The sequence below is a fragment of the Pirellulales bacterium genome (assembly GCA_035533075.1).
Lineage (GTDB): Bacteria > Planctomycetota > Planctomycetia > Pirellulales > JAICIG01 > DASSFG01.
In genome coordinates, this window is sequence record DATLUO010000099.1 from 1 (window position 1) to 17,845 (window position 17,845).

Sequence of the window (17,845 nt, forward strand, 5' to 3'; positions counted from 1 at the left end):
CGCGTGTCGCGTCCGCGCTCAGCCCAAGCCCGGATGTGGCGAGTGGAACAGTTTCCGCGCCAATTCTGGTTGCTTTTTCACGGCCGAATCGACGATTTCGCTCCCGCCCTACAAACGAACGCCCAAACGAATCTCAGTTCAACGACGGGTCCGGCGGAATGTGCTTGATGTTCAGGGCCGAAAGGAAGGCGCCCGACAGCACCGTCTTGGTCAACTGCTGCCACAAATCCTCCACCGCGCCGAACACCTGCTCTTTCGTGGCCGGCGACACCAGCCACGAACCGTCGCGCAGCTCGCGCTCCAACTGGCCCTCGCCCCAGCCGGCGTAGCCCACGAAAAACCGCAACGGTTCTTCGTCGTTCTCGACCAGTTTCTCCAGCATCTCGCGGCCGGTGCTGACGTAGACCTCCGGCAACACCACCATTTCCGAAAGCGAGACGTCGCCGTGCAGGGCCATCAGCGGCCCTTCGACCGGGCCGCCCATGTGCAGCGGCGCCTGGCAATCGCACGGCCCTTCGCTGATCTGTTCCCAGATTTGTTTCACCGTGGCGTTCATGCGGCGGTTCAACACCACGCCCGCCGCGCCCTCTTCGTTGTGGCGGAACAACAGGATCACCGTGCGGAAAAAGTTCGGATCGACCAGATCGCTGGTGGCGATCAGGAAATGGGCGGTCAGCGATTTCATCAAAGGTCGATCACGCGCTCCGAGGGCAACGCCGGAAGCACAAAGATTTTGCCGTCGCCCATCCGTCCCGTGCGGGCCACTTCCACGATCTTCCGCAGAATCTCTTCCACGCGGCTGTCTTCCACCCAGAGGTTGATCTCCACCTTGGGCAGAAACGCCAGCGAGTATTCGCTCCCCTGATACTGGTCGAGATAATTCTTCTGCCGGCCGTAGCCTTTGACCTCGCGCACGCTCACCGCCTCCAACGGCGCCCGCTTCAGGCCGTCGAGCACTTTCTCGGCCAAAAACGGTTTGACAATGGCGACGATTTGTTTCACGGGATTTGCTTCCGAGAGCGGTCTGGGGTCAGCTAAAAAAGCCTTCGCCCGTCAGGTTCAGCGGCGGGCGGGTGACCACGTCCATGTCGCCCATCACCTTGGTGCAGCAGGCCAGCCGCATTTTGTCTTCGTTGCCGATGTAGGCGAACAGGGCCGGCGGATTGAACTTGAACTGGATTTTTTCCCAGGTGCCCATGGGGCTGGCATGTTCCATGCCCTTGGCGATCAGCACGCGGCAGGTACCGCAATGGCCCAGACCGTGGCAGTTGACGATTTCGTTGACCGCGGCCCCATAGCCGTTGATGCCGTTGTAGAGCTTGACGCCCGCCTTGAGCGCCTCCTTGCGCAGGTTGGCCCCCTCCGGCACTTCAACCTGCTTCTTCTCATTGACGAAATTGACGATCGGCATGGAGTATCCCCGGACGCGGCTTGACGTGGCGATAAAAGACCGATTTTACCCGCTGAGCCAGCGTCGGGGAAGCGGCACCGCAGATCCTCAAGACTTGTACGCCTGTCGCCACCGCTATAACCTGGAACCTGCACTTTCATCACCAACCACTCTCGGAGACCAAAGCATGAACGCCCAAGCCGCTTTCCGCCATGCTCTCGCCGACGCGGATATGATCACGACATCGTATCTGAACGATCTCAACGACGCCGACCTACTCGTGCGGGCCGTGCCGGGCATCAACCACATTGCCTGGCAGCTTGGCCACCTGATTGCGTCCGAAAACGGTATGGTCGGCGAGACCTGCCCCGGTTCGATGCCCGACTTGCCGCAGGGCTTCAAAGAGAACTATACCAACGACACGGCCGGCAGCGACGATCCGCACGCGTTCTTGAGCAAGGACGAATACCTGCGGCTCTATCGCCAGCAGCGCGAGGCGACGCTCAAGGCGCTGGAGGGTTTGAGCGACGCCGACTTCGATCGGCCGGCGCCCGAGCGTTACCGGAATTTTATCGAGACGGTGGGCGGTGTCTTTAGCATGCAGGCCACGCATTGGCTGATGCACGCCGGGCAATGGGCCGTGCTCCGCCGCAAGCTCGGCCGCAAACCGCTGTTTTAATCAATCATCCGCTGGCGGTCGTTGAGACCAACTGAATGCACATGAATCGCTTCGCCCTCCTGTTTGCCACGGCCACCGAATTATTCGGCTTCGCACCGTTGGCCATGGCCCAACAAGCGGCGCCGGCCCCCAAGCCGGGTGTCTTCGCCGGTCATAGTCACGCCGTCAGCGCCGTCGAGTTCGCGCCCAACGGCAAGCTGCTGGCTACCGGCAGCTTCGACTTTACACTCAAGCTCTTCGACGTGGCGACCAGCCGCGAGCTGCGCACGCTCACCGGGCACACGCACCAGGTGCTGACGCTGAATATCAGCCGCGACGGCGCCATGCTCGCTTCGGGTTCGCGAGATAACACCGTGCGGCTCTGGGACATGATCGTGCCCGACCCGGTGGCCGTGCTCGCCGGTCACGCGGGCGAAGTGCAGAGCGTCGCCCTCAACGGCGACGGCAGCCTGATCGCGTCGGGCAGCCTCGACCGGACCGTCAAGCTTTGGCAGCGGGCCGACGGTAAGCTGGTGCGATCGCTGGATGGGCATGCCGCCGAGATCGACCGCGTCGCCCTCCGCAAAGACAACCAGCAGCTTGCCAGCGGCGATCGTTCGGGCAGCGTGCGACTCTGGAACCTGGCCGATGGAGCGGCGCAAGGCGAATTGAATTCGCCCGGCGGCCCGATCACCGGACTCGCGTTTCATCCCAACAATCAGACGCTGCTCACCGCCAGCGGCGACGGCACGCTCCGCTATTGGCAGCTTCCCGCGGCGCCGCGGCCCGCGGCGGAGCTTCCCGCCGAAATCAATAGCCTCGCGGCTTCGGCCGACGGCAAACTGTTCGTCACCGGCTCGGCAGACGGCCTGGCGCGAATCCACGATGCGGCGGCCAAGCCGGTGCGGAACCTCGACGGCGCGATGGCGCCGATCACCGCCGTGGCGTTGAGCGCCGACTTGGCAACCGCCGCGGCCGGCACGAACGCCGGAGTCGTCAAACTTTGGAATACGGCCGATGGCGCCGACAAACTGTTCGTGACCGGTTCTCCAAGCCCGATTCATGCGATCGCCTTCCAACCGCAGAACCAACAGCTCGCTTCGGCCGGCGGCGACGGCATGCTCCGCGTCTGGCAACTGCCGCTGGTGGCGCCGCGGCTGTTGGAAGGCCACGCGCAGCCGGTCCGGTCCGTAGCGGTCAGCCCCAACGGCCAACTCACCGCCACAGCCAGCGCCGACAACTCCGTGCGGGTGTGGAACCTCGGCAACGCGCAGACGGCGGCCACGCTCACGGGGCATACCGCCGCGGTGCAGGCCGTGGCCTGGTCGGCTGACGGGGCGCGGTTGGTCACCGGCAGTGCCGACAAAACCGTGCGTCTTTGGAATGCGGCCGACGGCAAACAGCTCGCCCAACTCGACGGGCACGCCGCCGAAGTCCGCTCGGTAGCCTTTCGACCTGACGGCGCCCAGGTTCTTTCCGGCGCGGCCGACGGCGCCGTGACGCAATGGAACACGGCCGATAACAAAGAGGTCCGCGCGCTCGCCGGTCCCGCGGGGCCGATCGTTGGCGTGGCTTTCCTCGCGGGCGGCGCGCAGCTCGCCGCAGCGGCGGCCGATGGCAAGATGTTCGTCTTCGATGCGGCCAGCGGCGCCGCCATCCGCACCATCGAGCATGGCGGGCCGGTGACGGCCGTGGTTGCCAGTTCCGACGGATCCCTGTTGGCGTCCGCCGGCGCCGACAACGCGGTCAAGCTTTGGAAAGCGGCCGACGGCGCCGCGGCCGGCGCGATCGCCGCTCATCCGGCCGCCATCCACGCCCTCAGCTTCACCAGCGACAACCAGAAGCTGGCCACCGCCGCGGCCGACGGCGTGCTGCGGGTCTGGGACGCCGCCGGCCAACTCTGGCAATCGTTTTCGACGCCGAACGTGGCCGCCACCGCGGTCGCTTTCGCCCCAGACAAGAAGACGCTGGTCGCCGGCGGCGCCGACAATCGCGTCCGCGTGTATCAGCTCGCCGCCGTGCAGGCGATCGCGGCACATCCCGCGGGCGTAACGACACTGGCCTGGCATCCCAACGGCAGCCAGGTGCTCACCGGCGGCGCCGATAAGATCGGGCGGCTCTGGAATCTTGCCGACGGAAAGCCGCTGCGCGATCTCGCCGGACAAACGGAGGCAGTGACCGCGGTCGGGCTGGCCCGCGACGGCAGCCGGGCCGCGGCCGCCAGTGCCGACGGCGCGGTGCGCGTGTGGAATCTCAATGCACCACCGGGCAGCCAAGAAGCCGGGCCGCTCGTCTTCGCCCACGCCAAACCGGTGCGATCGCTGGCCCTCAGCGCCGACAACCTGAAGCTGGCCACCGCCTGCGACGACGGTCTCGTGCGGCTGTGGGACATCGCCAGCGGCCTGCTGCTCGAACAGTTTGCCGGGCACAAAGGGGCCGTCACCTCGCTGGGCTATGCCGCCGATAACAAGACCCTCGTCTCGTGCTCGAGCGACAAGAGCGTGCGAGTGTGGAGCGTGGCGGCGACGCGGGTGGTGGCGGCACATGTGGGGGCGATCCGTGCGCTGGCGGTTTCGCCCGACGGCTCCGCCCTGACCGCCGGCGACGACAAAATGGTGCGGCTGTGGGACGGCAACGGCAACAAATCGCGCGAGTTCGCCGGCAGCCAAGGACCGCTGTTGACGGTGACGGTACGGCCCGACTCCGGGCAACTGGCGGCCGGCGGCGCCGATCAGAAAGTGTATGTCTGGAACTACGGCGACGCCAAGCTGGTGCGGACCATCGACACGCCCGCCGCCGTGCAGACGGCCGCTTACAGCGCCGACAACCAGCTTCTGGCGTGCGGAGGGGCCGACAATCACCTGCGCGTGTTCGGCACGATGGACGGCAAGCTGGTCGAGGAATTCGTCGGCGTGGCGCCCGTCACGTCGGTCGCCTGGACGCCCGACGGCAAGATGCTGGCCGGCGCCGGCGGCAACAACTCGCTGAAGCTTTGGAAGCATGCCGCCGTCGGCCCGGTGAAGAGTTTCAACGGACACGGCGCCCAGGTTTATGCGGTGGCCATCAGTCCCGACGGGCAATCGATCGCCTCGGCCAGCGCCGACCAGACCATCCGCATCTGGAACATCGCCGCCGGCAACCAGGTGCGGCAGCTCACCGGCCACCAAGGCTCGGTCTATACGCTGGCCTACAACCACGAGGGCAATCTGTTGGTTTCCGGCGGCGCCGACATGACGGTCCGGCTCTGGGATGCGCTGGGCGGCCGCGAGCTCAATCGCCTGACCGGAACCGACGCCCCGATCTACAGCGTGGCTTTTAGCCCTGACGGACGGACCGTCGCCGCGGCCGGACTGGATAAAGTGGTCCACCTTTGGGATGTCGGCACGGGGGCAGTGAAGCTGACCCTCTCCGGGCATGCCGACCATATTTACCATCTGGCTTTCAATCCGGCCGGAACGCGGCTGCTGTCGTCGGGCTACGCCGGCAACGTCTTCGTGTGGGACCTGGCCGGCGGCAAGCAACTCTTCGCGCACAAGATGCCGGGCGTGGCGTATTTCGCTTCGTACTCGCCCGATGGTTCACGGATCGTGGTGGGCAGCGCCGATGGCAACGCGTATTTGATCGACGTGCCCGAAGCCGCCCGCTGACGGCACACGATGTGCTTCCCTCAGCGACCCAGTCCAATTCATGCCTCATTATGCTTACCCATTTCGTGCAGTTCATCCGGCGTGTCGGAAACCTGGCCGAAGCGGCAATCTAAGCGGAAATCGGGCGGGTTGGGATTGTAAAAACTGCCAACGGTGACAATGATGTCGCCCGCGGTTCGATCGGCAACAGGGAAGTTGCCCGACAAACCCAGGGAGGGAGTTATGGTCTCATTGCAGGCGGCGGTGCTGGCTCTTGCGCTTTCCAGCAGCGGCGACGTAGTCTTGCTCGATTTCTACGCCGATTGGTGCGGCCCTTGTCGCCAAATGGAGCCGGTGGTCCACCAGCTTCAGTCCGCGGGCTATCCGGTGCGAAAAGTGAACCTCGACCAGCAGCGGGAGCTGGCCTCGAAGTTTGGCGTGACCGCGATTCCGTGTTTCGTTCTCTTGGTCGATGGCCAGGAGGTGAAGCGCCTAGTGGGGCCGCGGCCGCATCGCGATCTGGAAGCGATGTTGTTGGCGGCCGGTGCCCGCGGCCGGACCACGGCCGTGACGCGCGGCCAATCGCCCGACGATCAAGCCGCGACGTCGTTTCCCAGCATTCCATCCGATTCGTTAGGCAGTCCGCCGCCGCAGGATTTGCCGCACGGAGGCCAGGTGGCCCCGCTCACCGCCGACGCCGTTGCACCCGCGTCGCCGGAGCCGCCAGTCGAGACCGATGCCATCGTGCGGAGGCTGCTGGCCGCCAGCGTCAGAGTGAAAATCGACGACGGCGGCAGCCACTCGGTCGGTTCGGGCACGATCATCGATGCCCGCGACGGTGAGGCGCTCGTCTTGACCTGCGGACACATCTTCCGCGACTCGCAAGGCAAAGGTCCGGTGACGATTGACCTGTTCGGCCCCCAGGCGCCGCAGAACGTTCCCGGCCACGTGTTGAGCTACGACCTGCAGAGCGACGTGGGGCTGATCAGCTTTCGCCCCGGCGTGGCGGTGGCGGCCGCGCGCGTGGCGCCCGCCAGCCGCGTGAGGCAGGCCAGCGCGGTCGTCAACATCGGCTGCAATCACGGCGAGAACCCGACGGCACGCGTCAGCCGCGTTACGGCCATCAACAAGTTCCTCGGCCCGCCGACCTTTTCGGTGGCCGGCCAGCCCGACCAGGGGCGAAGCGGAGGCGGCCTGTTCACGGCCGACGGGCTGTTGATCGGCGTCTGCAATGCCGCCGACCCGGCCGACAACGAGGGGCTGTATGCCGCCGTCGACCCGATCCACAAAGAGCTGGAACGCAAGGGACTGAAAGAAATGTGCCTGGAGCCGGCCGACCCGGCGTCGGGCAACGTGCTGTCGGCGGTGGCCGTCGAGCCGCCGTCGATGCCCTCTCGCATGCCGTCTCCCGGCGCCGATCGTTCCGACTCGGGCCTGCTGGCGACGAGCGAAGCGGACGTGCCGCGGGGAATGACGCCGCAAGAAGCGGCGACTTTGGCGGAGATCGGCCGGCGCAGCGAAGGCGCCGAGGTGATTTGCATCGTGCGATCGCTCAGCGACCCGCGGGCCAAGAGCGAGATCATCGTGCTCGACCGGGCGTCGGGCGAGTTCATCAAGCAGCTTGCCAGCGAGCGGCGCGTGCAAGCCGCCAGGCACCTGACCTCGGCGAAGCTCCGACAACCGCTGCTGAAAATACCTGGGGCGCCAGCGACGGCACTGGGCACGCGCCCCGGTTCGCCGCTTCGCCAGTCCGCCGTGGCCCGACGGGGTTCTGAAACGAACTGATTTGAGCGGGCCGCAACGTCACCCGAGCTGGGCCAGGCCGATCGTGGCCGCTTTCTTCTGGGCCGCGGCGGCGTCGCTTTGGGCGATCGCCTCGTAAATCCTCTTGGCCGCCTCTTTTTGCCCGGCGCCCGCCAGCCGCGCGGCCAGACGCACACGGGCTTTCGTCGCCCGTAACTGAGCGCGCGGGCCGGGCTGCTGGGCCAGCGCGGCGATGAGCGGGTCGGCCGTGGCGTCGCTGTGGCCGGCCAAAGCTTCGGCGGCGGCCAGGCGGATCTCCGGATCGCCGTCGCCGGCGCAGGCCTTGAGCACGTCGACGACTTGCGATCCGCTGCGCCGGCCCAAGGCGTTGATCGCGCCGATGCGGAACTCGACACCCACCGCGTTGAGCGCCGCGTCGGCCAGCGCGTCGGTCGCCGCTTGGCAAGTCATGCGGTCGAGCGCAACACGGGCCATTTCACGGGCGTCGAAGTCGTTGAGCGTCTCCTTCAGGCCGGGCACTTCCCGATCGCCCCCCACCTCGCCGAGCGCGCGGGCCAGCTCGCCCCGCGCTTTGGCGGAGTACTTCGGGGCGTCGCCCTTTTCGTTCTTGGCGGTCTCGGCTTTTGCCAGCGCGGCGGCCAGTTCCGCCCGCTCGCCGGCTTCGCCCGGTGCTCCGGCCGTCGCCGCCATGTCGGCCAGCGCCCGCTTGGCACGATACACCGTCGGCTGGTCGTTGGAATTCAATTGATCGGCTAATTCTTGAACGGATGGCATTGTATGTGTCCTTATGCAGATTGCGGTCTCGGGTTTGGTCGTGCCGATGGCGGGCCGGCGCTCGCAAGCTCGCTGGTCCCACCCTACGCCCCCTCATGCCTCATCTCTCATCCCTTACAAGTGCCACGGGGCGCGCATCGGCCTGCTGGCAAGAAGATTCGCCTGCTCGTCGCCGACGAACTGCTCCTTGTCGGGATCCCAATTGAGCTCGCGGCCCAGCTTGATGGCGATGTTGCCCAAGTGGCAGACCGTCACCGAACGATAGCCGATCTCCACGTCGCAAATCGGCCGCTCGCGGCTTGCGATGCAGTCCAGCCAGTTCTCATGGTGGTCGCGGCTGACATACAACTTGGTCTGGAACGAGTCGGGACTGAACTCTCTGACCAACGCGTTGTAGTCCTTCCAGTTCTTGTCGCCGAGCTGCATCTCGATGCGGCCGCGGCTGACAAACACCCAGCCGTCGCCGCCCGTGAACTTGATGCCGTTCTCGCCGCCGCTGTGGCAGGTGAGCGCCACGCCGTTGGCATAGGTATAGTCGACGTCGAACGTGCCCGGCACGTCGTGCGGCCCGTTTTGATGATACTTGCCGGTTCCCTTGATCTTCACCGGCCCGGAACCGTCGGCGCCAATGCCCCATTGAGCGATGTCGTTGTGGTGGGCGCCCCAGTCGGTCATCTTGCCGCCCGAATAATCGGAGAACCAGCGGAACTGGTAGTGGCAGCGGTTGGGGCTGTAGTCGGCGTACGGGGCCGGTCCCAGCCAGAAGTTCCAATCGAGTTCGGGTGGCGGCGTGGTCGGCGCTTGCCACGAGCCGGAATCGATGTCGCCGATGTGCGTGTCGACGCGCTGCAGCCTGCCGATCTTGCCGTTGCGCACCAGCTCGCAGGCCAGGCGGAAGCGGTTGTCGCTGCGCTGCTGGCTGCCGGTCTGAAACACGGTGCCATAGCGGCGGGCCGTCTCGACCATCTTCTTGCCTTCGTCGATGGTGAGCGTGAGCGGCTTCTCGCAATAAACATCCTTGCCCGACTCCATGGCGTAGATCGAAGTCAGCGCGTGCCAGTGGTCGGGCACGGCGATCAGCACGGCGTCGATGTCGGAGCGGTCGCAGAGGTCGCGGAAGTCTTTATGGATGGCGACGCGGCGGCCGGTCTTTTCCAGGGCGATCTTGGCGGCTTCTTCGCGGTGGTTGCGGTCGACGTCGCACACCGCCGCGACTTCGATCCGCTTGTTCGGCAGCAGCTTGTTGGCCAGGTGGTGGCGGCGGCCGAGGTCGCCGGTGCCGATGGAGCCGACGACCACGCGGTCGCTGGGCGCCGGCCGGTCGTCTTTGGCGAAGACGGTGGCGGGCACAATGGTGGGCGCCGTCGCGAGGGCGGCCGTGGTTTTCAGGAATTGTCGACGGTGGCTGCCTGGTCGGTTGGGCACGGGCAATCTCCCTTTCTTGCGGGGTCGGGCGTGTGAGCGAGGCGCCGTCCGGCAATGACCGCGGCGCCGTGGTGAAATTGTCGCCTGCCGCGCAGACAATTTCAAGAAGCCGGCGGGCAGAGCACATCGCGGCTTCACTACTTGGCCCCGTCCACAACTGCGGTTTTGTCGGCACTCACCCCGTTCCCGGTTTGTTCTCATTCTTCGCCGTTATCGGCCTGCTTCATCGGACGAGGCGGATCGAAAACCGTAACCTTTGCCCGGCTGACAAACAACGTGGGGCTGCGCCAGCCCGCGTCCTTGGCGGTTAGCTCGTAGTCCACAGTACCAACGGGGGCCGCATCGCGAGGGAGTTCGCCTGGCGGCTGTCCATTGTTGAATTGGTCCGGCTTATTCTCATCCGTTGCCATGATCCACCTCAGCCTCGAAATACTGCCGTCACCTTCTCGCAAATCAGCAACGCCTTGCAGTGCGGCAGGGGTTTGCCGGCATCGGAATGGTCGCCCGGATTCGGTTTTGGCATGAATCGCTAACTCCACAAATTCCGGTCGAGCATGCGGTAGTTGATCGCCTCGTTGATGTGGACGGGGCGAATCGCGTCGCTGCGGTCGAGATCGGCGATGGTGCGGGCCACGCGCAACACCTTGTCGTGAGCGCGGGCCGAAAGGCCCAGCTCGTTCACACTGGCCCGCAACAGATTCAGGCTCTCGTCGTCGAGCTTGCAGAACTGCCGCACCTGCCGCGACGACATCTTGGCGTTCAGCCGCGCTCGCGTGCCGGCGAAACGCTGGGCTTCGAGCACGCGGGCGGCCAGCACCTGCTCGCGCATCTGCAAGCTGGTCGTGCCGGGGCTGCCGCTGGCCAGTTCGCGGAAGGGCACCGCCGGCACTTCCAGGTGAATGTCGATGCGGTCCAACAGCGGCCCGCTGATCTTGGCCATGTATTTCTCGACCTGCGGCGGACTGCAATGGCAGCTCCGCCGCGGGTCGTTGCGATAACCGCACGGGCAGGGATTGAGCGCCGCGATCAAAATGAAATTGGCCGGAAACGTCGTGCTGGCCAAGGCCCGGCTGATCGTCACCGTGCCGTCTTCCAGCGGCTGACGCAGAACCTCCAAAGTGCGGCGATTGAACTCAGGCAGTTCGTCGAGAAACAATACGCCGTTGTGCGAGAGCGAGATTTCGCCCGGTGTGGGCGTCGATCCGCCGCCGACCAGCCCGGCGTCGCTGATGGTGTGGTGCGGGCTGCGATAGGGCCGAGTGGCCAACAGCGGCTGACCGGCCGGCAACAGGCCCATCGCGCTGTAAATGCGGGTCGTCTCGATCGATTCGGCGGCCGTCAAGTCGGGCAAGATCGTCGGCAGCCGCTTGGCGAGCATGGTCTTGCCCGACCCCGGCGGACCGATCATGAGCAAATTGTGGCCACCCGCGGCCGCGATCACAATGGCCCGCTTGGCCATTTCCTGGCCTTTCACGTCGGCAAAGTCGACCTCGTAGCGCGAGAACGCCTGGAACCACTCGTCGACCCGCGGCGGCGTCGGCTCGATGTCGATCTGCCCGGACAGAAAGGCGGTGGCCTGGGCCAGGCTGGAGACGGCGATGACTTCGACGCCGGCTACCACGGCCGCCTCGCCCGCGTTTTCGCGGGGCACGATGATTCCACGAAGGTGTTTCTCGTTGGTGGCGGCAATGGCCATCGACAGAGCCCCCTTGGTGGGCCGCATGGTGCCGTCGAGCGCCAACTCGCCGACCACGGCATACTGGTCGAACTTTTCCGAGACAAGCTGCCCGCTGCCGGCCAGAATGCCCAGCGTAATCGGCAAATCGAACGAAGCAGCCTGTTTGGGCAAGTCGGCCGGGGCGAGATTGATCACCACCCGGTTCTGTGGACGGATAAAGCCCGAATTGACCAAGGCCCGTTCGACGCGATGAGTGCATTCCTTGACGGCCGCTTCCGGCAGGCCGACCAACACGGTTTTAGGCAAGGCGCCGTCGGAGACGTCGACTTCAACCTCGACGGGCAAAGCTTCGATACCCAACAACGAAAAAGTGCGAAGGCGTGCTAGCATCGGACGGATCCGGCGGTGTGTTGGCAGAAATGGCGGGACAGAACTGCTCAAAGCGTCATTGTGCAGGGGAGAATCCGCCGCCGCAAGCAGCCGGGCATCGCCAGTAACCGGCGGCCGGGCATCGCCCACTAATGACGGGCCAACCGCGGTTTTCAGCCCTGCCGCGGCAGGAAAAAGTAATTTTAAGAGGCAAAATCCGGATTCCTGCGAAACACTCTCCGCCGGCCCTGGGTTAGATGGAAGGCGGCGATATTCGTCGCAAGAGAACGACAGAGGTTTCGGGCGTCGGTGAGGAACCATGGGTGCCCGTGCGAGAACAGGCGACGTGAGTGGCCGGCGCGCCACGACGGAACAGAGAAGAGTATGATCAACAAGACTTCGGCGATGGTCGCCCGCGACTATCAACTTGAAGCCAGCTTCGGTGCGGTCCGCCAAAAGCTTTTATCGGCGGAACTCGGCGACCGCTGGCAGGAAGCTTTGGCGTATTGGGCGCGGACCACCGACCGCCATTTGCCGATCGCGCTGATGCAGCAATGCTTGCGCACGATTGTGGATACGCCGTTTTCCAAGCTCGCCGCCACGCCGGGCATCGGACCGAAAAAACTGAACTCGCTGATCATGCTCCTGGAGCGCGCGGCAACGGGCGAATCCGCGGGTGGTGCCGCGGCCGGGGAGGCACCCGTTGCGGTGCCGCGTTCGGAACACAACGGCGACGGCAGCTCGTGCGACGTCTCGGAAGCGGTCTGGCGCCAGTGGCGCGCGAGCCTCCAGCAACACGGACTCGGCCGCGAAATGCTGGGGCGTTTTGCCGCCAGCCTGCAACAGCTTCCACGGGCCATGTGGCAAAAGCGGCTCGACTTTTACCTGCCGCTGTCGCTCGACGAAATCCGATGTCTCAAGGCCTATGGCGAAAAGCGCGTCGCCGCACTGGTCGAAATCTTCGGCGATCTACACCGAATCATCGACACTTTCCAAGGCTGTCCCCATATTGCCGTGCGCGTCGAGCCGCGGTTGGCGGCCCGGTTAGACGATTGGTGCAAACGACAGTTGTGCAGTGAGTCACGGCCCGACGAGGCCGCCGTCAAGCGAGCGCTCCTCGAACCGCTCGTCGAGCAAATCTCCATAGACTTGGGCGATGACGCGGCGGGGATCGTCCGCGCACGCTTGTCCGGCGCCGGACTCAAGATGCAGCAAATCGCTCGCCAATTTGGATTGACCCGCGGCCGTGCCTATGAAGTCTTATCGGAAGCAGCCACCGTGATCTGGATCCGCTGGCCGCAAGGGCACGAGCGTGTGACGAAGTTGCACCGGCACCTGGCCGCTTCCGCGGCGCAGGGTGCCGCCCTGTCGCCAGTGGAATCGCTCCTCAACCTGCTCTTCTCGCAACGCCCTCGCGAGTTCGAGACGGAACTGGCGCCCCCGCTCGGCCTGCCGTTGACGGGTTATAACTCCCTGTCGCCGGCAGCCGTGGGTGCCGCTCAAGACGGCTTATTCGCCCTGGCCCAAATCGAACGCTGAAATCTTGCCCTCGCGGTCGATCTGGAACACGGCTTTGGCACGCGGGTCGGCGACCAACAGCTTGTCGTCCTGCCAAGCCAACCCGACTGGGTTAACCAGCGGCCCGCCCGCCGCCCATTTTTCCGGCTTTCCCTCGCGCGGCACCTTCCATACGGCCTTGGCGTAACCGTCGGAGACAAACGCCGTGCCTTCGCCGTCGATCATCACCGCGTGCGGAAACTCGAAGGCACGTCCCGGCACGACGACTTCGACCTTCTTCTTCGCGTCGACTCTCAGCAGGGCGTCGGTGCCTCGCGAAACAACCCACAGCCGTCCATCGGCGTCGAGGCAGATGCCCGACGGCGCCGCCACATCGGCGTACTTCTCCGTATGTGGCTTCTCGCCCGAAAGAGTCACCTTCCAGATGCGGTGGACCTCCAGGTCGGAAACCAGCAGGTCGCCGTCGGCCGTGACGGCGATTCCCATGGGTATGCCGATGGTGCCGTCGGTCAACGGTTCGGGCTTGCCATCGGCGGTGAAGCGATAAACTTCCCGCGTGGCGCTGTCGCCGACGTAAAGCCGGCCCTCGCCGTCGACCGCCAGACATCGCGGCGCGTTCAGCGGTGTGCGAAATTGCTTGCTGGCCTGGAAGTAGACGCTCAGTTTGCCGCCCGCCGATTTCCATACGCCCGGCAGGTTCCGGTCGGCCAGGTAAACTGTGTCGCCATGAACTGCGATGGCCAGCGGATACTGCAAGTCGGCGGCGCGCGCCGTCGCCAGTTCCAACAGCGGAAACGAGAACGCCGACACGAGAAGCACGCGCCGGAATAGAACGGTCAACAATCGAGTCATTTCGTTAGCCAATCCAAAATCCAAAATCCAAAATCAGGGCCGGTGCCAGAACAGGGTGGGGTCTTGAGTGCGGGTCTGATACGTTCGCAGATAGTTTCGATAACGCGGCAGGTCATGGATGCTGTCTTCGGCGGTATACGGGTATCCGGTCAGATCGCCAAAGGGAAGTGGTTCGACTGTTTCGCCATAGATTGTGTTCAAATCGCAGTCTTTGTCCCAGCCGACGTTGTAAAGCAGGAAATCGCGTTTCCAGCCGGCCGGTAACGGCGTTTGCGGCACGGCGAACCGCAAGCTCAATTCGTCGCCGGCGCCGAGCACGACCAACATGTCGTCGCGGGCGGCGAGCAACTCAGACACGTCGCCGTATCGCGTAAAATGCCCGCGCATGGCGGGCCATTTCGGACCAACGCTGACCTGCTCGTAGTCGTATTTTTCCGGGCCATGGTTTTCGCCCGGAGTGCGTCGCGAGAACCCGCGGTAATGCAGGTTGGCGGCCAGCAGGTCGAGAGGCGTTAAGCGGAACTCCGCGGGTGGCTCGTCGACGGTGAGGAACGCTTCGTCCCAGTAAAACTCCATGTTGGTCGCAATCCGCAAACGGTAGTCGTCGGTCAAGAACGCGTCGCTCAAATCGACGGCAATCGTCTTTGTTTTTCCGCCGGGAAAACCAAGGTAAGGCCGCACCTGCCGCCACTGGCCATCGGCATCGGGCACCCACAACGAGGGCGGGGCCGCGGGCTTGAGGCCGGGGTTTTGCGAAATGGCCACGTTCATCGACGTGCCGCTCGGAAAAATCCAGCCGGTAAGAAACAGCGTAACCTGGCGCGGGTTGTCGAGCTTGCCGAAATCGAGCTCCACGAAGTGGTCCTCGGTGTAGCCGAAAGCCAGACGGCGGTCGAAGGCTTTGACGTACTTCCCGTCGCGCCGATGGATGGCGTCGAGCACGTCGCGGCCGCGTTGGTCGCGGGCAGCCACCGGCCGCCGCGGCCCGCGCACGGTGTGTACCTTGAATTCGGCGATCTCCGCGGGACCGACCTTTTCGTTGGAATAAACGTCCACGTCGGCCGGGTGATCGACCGCGATCAACCGCACCTGGTCGAAATACACGGCTTCCCAAAGTTCTTCGGTGATCGCCAGCGGGTAGCAGCGGTCGCGCGGTTGCAGCTTGTCGCCTTCGACCCGCAAATACTCCCACGACCGCGACGGCGCCGCTTGCCCTTCACCGAGCAGCAGCCCCAGCGGCGCCGACCAGAGGCAATCGGTATAGAACTCGAAACGCTCGCCGCTCCAGGTGTAGAGATAGGGGCATGAGCCGAGCAACACTTGCTCGTCGCAAATCACCACCTTGGCCGCGGGTTCGACAATGTTTTGGGGAACGCCCGTGGTCCAGACGACTCGCAGCGAGTCGGCTTGCCGCTGTTCGCCGAGGCCAAAGTGCGTCTTGCCGGCCGTTACCAGTTTGCGCTGAAAGCGATTGTCGCTGCGCAGTTCGATGAGGCTGCCGATGCCGTAATGGTTGCTGCGGAAGCTGAGCGATTGCGCGTCGACGACGCCGGCGCGCAGCTCGACGTCGAGCCAGGCGTTGGCGTTGCCTCCCTCGTTGGAGTAAAGCGCCACGCGGCCCGTTTCGGCCACAGCCAGGTCTTCGTCACCGTCGCCGTCCAGGTCGCCCGTGCGGCAAGCGCGGATGTTTTGCAGCGCCGCGACGAACAACGGCGGCATCGCGGCCAGCTCGCCCGATTCGGTTCCGCGAAAGAACTCGATGGCTTGCTTGCTCCAGGCCACCAGATCCAAGTACCCGTCGTTGTCAAAGTCCCAGGTGACAAGTCCATCGCAACCTTGGCCCGACACTTGTTGACTTGAGCCTGCGGCCACGACGCCCGAAGGGCTGACGGCGGTGTGCAGCAGCGTGCTGCCGCTTTGCCCTGCGGCCATCAGGTTCCACGAACCGCTTCCAGCGGAGTCGAACGGCGTCACGGCTTTGGCACTATTCAACGCCTCGAAGCCGGCGTCGAACGGGCGCCAGCGAAATTGTCCGTGCCGCAAGTTCTCCAGGTAGCCGGCGGGGTTGCCCGACGCATTTGCGACAATCAGATCGAGATCGATATCACGGTCCCAGTCGATGGCCACGAGTGCCGTAGGCTGCTCGTCGCGCGGAGGCAGTTGACTGCCCGCGGTGATCTCGCTGAACGTCATGTCGCCGCGGTTCGACCAGAGGTGCAAGCCGTCGGCCGCGGCCACGGCGAGATCGAGGTCGCCGTCGTGATAGAAATCGGCCGCGACGGCCGCCATCACCTGCGAGACTTCGCTCAGCTCAGCCGACTGCGGCACTTCGTCGAGCGAGCGCGCCTGGTCGTCGTTGAGCGTATTGCGCAGAAAGCGGATGCCGGCCGTTCCGTAGACCACGAGGTCGAGATCGGCGCGGTGGCAGGGGGCGTCGGGGGCTTTCGTCGCGGCCGGTTCTTCCGTCGCCCCGCCTTTCTGCTCTGCCGCAGCCGCGTGTTGGCGTTGCTGCGCCTGGCGATGCGCTTCGGTGCCTGGTTGCTGCGGATCGTCGCGGTCGAGATCGACCGCCAGCAATCGCTCAAAACCGCCGGACAGCGAGAAATCGGCAATGCGTCTCCAGCCGGTCCCGCGGCCGTTATGGCGGGCATAGACTTCCACGCCCGCGTCGCGGAGCACGATCACGTCCAGCCGCTCGTCCAGGTCGAAATCGGCCAGGGCAAGGTCCTGAACGCCGACCAGCACGGGAAGCTGTTCCGCGGCCGGCAGCTCGATCAACTTGACGTTGGATGATTCGCCAGGTGCGGCCTCTGTGGGGCGCGTCGGGCAGGCCGTTTGAAAGTCGTGGAGCACATATTCCAGCGGATGACGTTCCACGCGGCGGAGGTCGCTCAGCGTCCAGGGATCCGGTCGAGTGACGCTGACGAACTGGCGGACTAAGCGCTGCGCGCGCGGCCAATCGGCCTGCTTGGCGGCATCCTTCACCTGCTCCAGCCAGGCCAGCGGATCGGCGATGAATCCGTTGCTCAGCGCGGCGACGTTGGCCACCAGGCCGGGCATGTGGCTCAGCGACGAACGCAACGCATCGGCGGTCTGGTTCACGTTCATGTCTTTGGCGGTGGCCTCGCTTTCCAACCAACTCAACTGTAGCGCCAGGTTGTCGGGCGCCGCCTGGTAGGCCCGGACCAGGGCGGCCGGTGCTGCTTCCTGTGCCGTTTCGTCGGGCGACGCCTTGAGGAAGGAGAACAGGTCATACCAGAGCGTGGCGTCGTCGGGGTTGAGTTCGGCTGCCCGGCTTAGCTCCGAGCGTGCCCGTGACGGGTCTCCGGTGAGCGCCGCGATTTTGCCGGCCAGAAGATGGGAGACCGGCGAGCTATCGTCCGCGGCGACGAGGGCCTGCGCCGCCGCGCGGGCTCTTCCGGCCACGTCGGCCTTCATCGCCGGTTCGGCAACCGTTTGAAGCTGCAGCAAACGTGTGATCGCCAGATTGCGAGCGGCCAGCGGATCGCCCGGCCTGGCTTGAGCGAGCTCCTCAAACAGGGTGGCCGCTTCGGGCAGCTTGTTGGGCCGGTGCGGGGCCAGCGGACCGTTTTCCAGATAACCCACCGCGACGTTCTTTTTCGATTCGAGCCGTTCGCATTCCTGGGGCGATAGATCGTTGCGGAACGAGAAGTACGCCACGGCCACCACCAGCAGACAAATCGCGGCCACGATGGCCAGCATTGTCTTCCAGTTCGCGCGGCGCGTGCGTGGAGCAGGAGCGTCAGCGGGTTGCGACATCGGGCAGGCGG

The 17,845-nt window shown here is 65.0% G+C and carries 14 protein-coding genes; 4 read left to right on the plus strand and 10 right to left on the minus strand.

What is annotated here, in order from left to right:
* Window positions 1-133: 133 nt before the first annotated feature.
* From VNH11_13155 to VNH11_13165, 3 genes are read right to left on the minus strand one after another with little or no spacing between them, the layout of a single operon-like run.
* Window positions 134-685, minus strand: a complete 552-nt coding sequence (locus tag VNH11_13155) for a YqgE/AlgH family protein (GenBank protein ID HVA47310.1) — start codon at window positions 683-685, stop codon at window positions 134-136.
* Window positions 685-1,002 carry a P-II family nitrogen regulator gene (locus tag VNH11_13160; protein HVA47311.1) on the minus strand — a complete coding sequence of 106 codons (318 nt, stop codon included), beginning with the start codon at window positions 1,000-1,002 and terminating at the stop codon, window positions 685-687. The genes VNH11_13155 and VNH11_13160 overlap by 1 nt, the downstream gene beginning before the upstream one ends.
* 28 nt (window positions 1,003-1,030) lie before the next feature.
* On the minus strand, window positions 1,031-1,411 hold the full coding sequence (locus tag VNH11_13165; GenBank protein ID HVA47312.1) for a ferredoxin: 381 nt from the start codon (window positions 1,409-1,411) through the stop codon (window positions 1,031-1,033).
* Between the two features lie 166 nt (window positions 1,412-1,577).
* Between VNH11_13165 and VNH11_13170 the strand changes: the two genes are divergently transcribed.
* Both VNH11_13170 and VNH11_13175 read left to right on the plus strand, forming a co-directional pair.
* Entirely contained in the window at window positions 1,578-2,069 is a 492-nt protein-coding gene (locus tag VNH11_13170; protein HVA47313.1) for a DinB family protein, read from the plus strand.
* A gap of 35 nt (window positions 2,070-2,104) precedes the next feature.
* Window positions 2,105-5,695: a WD40 repeat domain-containing protein gene (locus VNH11_13175; protein HVA47314.1), complete on the plus strand. Its 3,591-nt coding sequence runs from the start codon at window positions 2,105-2,107 to the stop codon at window positions 5,693-5,695.
* A gap of 38 nt (window positions 5,696-5,733) precedes the next feature.
* Here VNH11_13175 and VNH11_13180 read toward each other — a convergent pair whose 3' ends face one another.
* Window positions 5,734-5,901 (minus strand): hypothetical protein, encoded by a 168-nt coding sequence (locus VNH11_13180; protein ID HVA47315.1) that lies wholly within the window; start codon window positions 5,899-5,901, stop codon window positions 5,734-5,736.
* 16 nt (window positions 5,902-5,917) lie between these two features.
* Here VNH11_13180 and VNH11_13185 point away from each other — a divergent pair, with 16 nt between their 5' ends.
* Window positions 5,918-7,459 (plus strand): thioredoxin domain-containing protein, encoded by a 1,542-nt coding sequence (locus VNH11_13185; GenBank protein HVA47316.1) that lies wholly within the window; start codon window positions 5,918-5,920, stop codon window positions 7,457-7,459.
* 18 nt (window positions 7,460-7,477) lie between these two features.
* Here the strand turns inward: VNH11_13185 and VNH11_13190 are convergent, their stop codons facing one another.
* The 4 genes from VNH11_13190 to VNH11_13205 form a co-directional block, all read right to left on the minus strand.
* Window positions 7,478-8,212 (minus strand): HEAT repeat domain-containing protein, encoded by a 735-nt coding sequence (locus tag VNH11_13190; protein HVA47317.1) that lies wholly within the window; start codon window positions 8,210-8,212, stop codon window positions 7,478-7,480.
* A 114-nt stretch (window positions 8,213-8,326) separates the two neighbouring features.
* Window positions 8,327-9,637, minus strand: a complete 1,311-nt coding sequence (locus VNH11_13195) for a Gfo/Idh/MocA family oxidoreductase (GenBank protein ID HVA47318.1) — start codon at window positions 9,635-9,637, stop codon at window positions 8,327-8,329.
* Between the two features lie 197 nt (window positions 9,638-9,834).
* Window positions 9,835-9,960, minus strand: a complete 126-nt coding sequence (locus tag VNH11_13200) for a hypothetical protein (GenBank protein ID HVA47319.1) — start codon at window positions 9,958-9,960, stop codon at window positions 9,835-9,837.
* A gap of 206 nt (window positions 9,961-10,166) precedes the next feature.
* Entirely contained in the window at window positions 10,167-11,705 is a 1,539-nt protein-coding gene (locus tag VNH11_13205; protein HVA47320.1) for a YifB family Mg chelatase-like AAA ATPase, read from the minus strand.
* Between the two features lie 363 nt (window positions 11,706-12,068).
* Between VNH11_13205 and VNH11_13210 the strand changes: the two genes are divergently transcribed.
* Window positions 12,069-13,223 (plus strand): hypothetical protein, encoded by a 1,155-nt coding sequence (locus VNH11_13210; GenBank protein HVA47321.1) that lies wholly within the window; start codon window positions 12,069-12,071, stop codon window positions 13,221-13,223.
* On the opposite strand, the gene VNH11_13215 is transcribed toward VNH11_13210, so the two are convergent.
* Both VNH11_13215 and VNH11_13220 read right to left on the minus strand, forming a co-directional pair.
* The gene (locus tag VNH11_13215) at window positions 13,194-14,054 is read right to left on the minus strand and encodes an NHL repeat-containing protein (protein ID HVA47322.1); all 861 of its coding nucleotides are present in this window, start codon (window positions 14,052-14,054) and stop codon (window positions 13,194-13,196) included. The genes VNH11_13210 and VNH11_13215 overlap by 30 nt on opposite strands.
* Before the next feature lie 33 nt (window positions 14,055-14,087).
* Complete coding sequence (locus tag VNH11_13220; protein HVA47323.1) at window positions 14,088-17,834, minus strand: FG-GAP-like repeat-containing protein; 3,747 nt, start codon at window positions 17,832-17,834, stop codon at window positions 14,088-14,090.
* Window positions 17,835-17,845 lie beyond the last annotated feature (11 nt).

Bases quoted from the DNA above. Each gene is read 5' to 3' on its own strand.
- VNH11_13210 (HVA47321.1), top strand. From the start codon at position 12,069: ATGATCAACAAGACTTCGGCGATGGTCGCCCGCGACTATCAACTTGAA.
- VNH11_13175 (HVA47314.1), top strand. From the start codon at position 2,105: ATGCACATGAATCGCTTCGCCCTCCTGTTTGCCACGGCCACCGAATTA.
- VNH11_13205 (HVA47320.1), bottom strand. From the start codon at position 11,705: ATGCTAGCACGCCTTCGCACTTTTTCGTTGTTGGGTATCGAAGCTTTG.
- VNH11_13165 (HVA47312.1), bottom strand. From the start codon at position 1,411: ATGCCGATCGTCAATTTCGTCAATGAGAAGAAGCAGGTTGAAGTGCCG.
- VNH11_13170 (HVA47313.1), top strand. From the start codon at position 1,578: ATGAACGCCCAAGCCGCTTTCCGCCATGCTCTCGCCGACGCGGATATG.
- VNH11_13190 (HVA47317.1), bottom strand. From the start codon at position 8,212: ATGCCATCCGTTCAAGAATTAGCCGATCAATTGAATTCCAACGACCAG.
- VNH11_13185 (HVA47316.1), top strand. From the start codon at position 5,918: ATGGTCTCATTGCAGGCGGCGGTGCTGGCTCTTGCGCTTTCCAGCAGC.
- VNH11_13215 (HVA47322.1), bottom strand. From the start codon at position 14,054: ATGACTCGATTGTTGACCGTTCTATTCCGGCGCGTGCTTCTCGTGTCG.
- VNH11_13220 (HVA47323.1), bottom strand. From the start codon at position 17,834: ATGTCGCAACCCGCTGACGCTCCTGCTCCACGCACGCGCCGCGCGAAC.
- VNH11_13155 (HVA47310.1), bottom strand. From the start codon at position 685: ATGAAATCGCTGACCGCCCATTTCCTGATCGCCACCAGCGATCTGGTC.